Annotated in this window: 2 protein-coding genes; both read right to left on the reverse strand. The window is 48.1% G+C overall.

All coding sequences use genetic code 11. The annotated features are described in order from the left end of the window. Positions 1–221: 221 nt before the first annotated feature. On the reverse strand, positions 222–1,658 hold the full coding sequence (locus RMO35_RS07065; protein WP_309739635.1) for an NAD(P)/FAD-dependent oxidoreductase: 1,437 nt from the start codon (positions 1,656–1,658) through the stop codon (positions 222–224). A 142-nt stretch (positions 1,659–1,800) separates the two neighbouring features. Further along, positions 1,801–2,325 (reverse strand): response regulator transcription factor (locus tag RMO35_RS07070; protein ID WP_309739637.1); only part of this gene is annotated, 525 nt, incomplete at its 5' end.

A 2,325-nucleotide genomic window follows, 5' to 3' on the forward strand; every position in this document is an offset into this window, starting at 1 on the left:
CCCTCGGTAGGGGCAATTCATGAATTGCCCCTACCGAGGGTTTGAGGCAAGGATCTGTAGGTTGGGTTGAAGAATAGACCTCCTGCGAAAGTATCAAGCAATCGCCTGTTGTAATGATAAATACAGTCAGTAGGGTGGGCACTGCCCACCAACTAGGTTTCAGGCATAGTCTATCTTATAAAAAATTGCACCTACCTACTTACTAGTAACCACCTAGCCAGCTACTTCCACCAAAATAATTGACAAAACCTTTCCCAGACATCGAGCCAACTAGATTTGTGCTGATGGTGGCGACGATAGACATACCATTCTTGGACAGTTTGGTAGATAAATTCGGTATAACTCGGCGATAAATAAGGGAAGGAATTCAGATCGGCAACCTTAAGTTTTTGTTGAATGGCAATTGCCAAAATTTGAATCGATTCGGGAGCATGTTCGCCGACAATTTCCGCACCCACAAGCTGTCCGGTACGCGTGACGACAATCCGACAAATACCGCTATTAAGATCGTGTAAAATTGCCTGAGTAGAGGTCTTTAAATACTTGGTGAGGATAATTAGATCGCGAGGGTTGCTATTTGCCGCAGTCATGAGTGTCATCCCGACTCTGGCTAATGGCGGATCGGTATATACCGCCCACGGCAAGTTATTATAACTACGATAATCAATTTTAGTTGGGTGGCGAGATAGGGCATTTTTGACAGCAATCTTGGCTTCATACTGAGTCAAGCTCTGACTGTGATAACCACCTAAAACATTGCCACAGACGCTACCGCAAGCGTAAATTTGACGATGAGATGTTTGGAATTTATTATCTACTGAAATGCCTTTTTCGCTATATTCGACACCGACACCGATGAGATTGAATGGCTCTAATAATGGTCGATCTGGTAAAGCAATGAAAATCTCATCGACAGCGATGGGTTCGCCCCCAGTTGCCAATAGTTTCGAGCCATCTTGCCTACTGACATTCGTGACGGTAGTTTCGAGATAAATTTGCACGCCATCAGCTTCTAATTGCGCCTGAATCAGATTGGCAGTATCGAGATTTTCATAAGGTAAAATCTGTGCGGTTTCGACGATCAGGGTAACTTGACAGCCCAGTTTTGCGAAGGTTTGTGCCAATTCTACGCCGATGGCTTCAGATCCGATAATCGCCCAGCGCCGGGGGATTTCTCGCTCTGCCAAATCTGGCAATCGATCGAGTCCGACAAACCCAGCATCTTGAATGCCCGGAATCAAGGGATAGTGGGAGATCGAGCCAGTCGCCAGGAGATACTTCCGCGCCCGCAAATAGCGATCGCTCACATTAAACGCCAACTGGGGACGACGACAAAATTCACCTATCCCAAAAATAACATCTACACCCATCGCTGCCAAGACAGCCGGATTAGTTTGCAAATCCAGCCTGTCGATCGCTGCGGCGGCGTACTTCCAAGGGTAGCTAGTCGGCGACTGAAGCCGCGATCGAGTAGTTTGGGTAGTTTTGGCAATTTGTGCCAACGCATCGGGGTAGAAATCGCACTGAGGATGAATCTGTGCGCCAGCAAGCGTCGATACCACCAATGCCACCCGCGCCTGTAAATTTACAGCCTCGATCGCGGCTACCCTAGCGGCGGCTGTCGCGCCAATAATTACTAAGTCGTATTCTACAGTCAAAATTCTTCGGGAAAGGGGGGTGGGGTAAGAGGTAAGAGGTAAGAGGTAAAAGGTAAAAGGTAAGAGGTAAAAGGTAAGAGGTAAGAGGTAAGAGGTAAAAAGGTGTGTATTAGTCTCCCATCTCCCATCTCCCATCTCCCATCTATCCAAACCGATAACCAAAACCACGTACCGTAGTAATGTACTGTGGCTGACTGGGATCGATTTCGAGTTTTTCGCGCAACCAGCGGATGTGGACATCGACGGTTTTGCGATCGCCGATAAAGTCGATCCCCCAAACGCGATCGAGTAATTGTTCGCGATCCCAGACGCGGCGGGGGTTTTGCATGAATAGCTCTAGCAGTCGAAATTCTCGTGGTGAGAGATTGACACCGATGCCACGGACTAATACCCGGTACTCTTCAGGATAAAGGGTGATGTCTTGAAATTGCAGTGTGGGGGTATCGGCTGCGACATTGAGCCGATGGCGGCGGAGTAGTGCGCGACACCTAGCAACTAACTCGCGCATACTAAATGGCTTGCTAATATAATCATCTGCGCCAACTTCTAAGCCGAGTACCCGATCTGTTTCGGTGGTTTTGGCACTGACGATCAGGATCGGGACGTGATTGCCCTGATAGCGCAAAAATCTACACAAATCTAAACCGCTCACTTTGGGCAGCATGAG

Source organism: Chamaesiphon sp. OTE_20_metabat_361 (genome assembly GCF_031364565.1).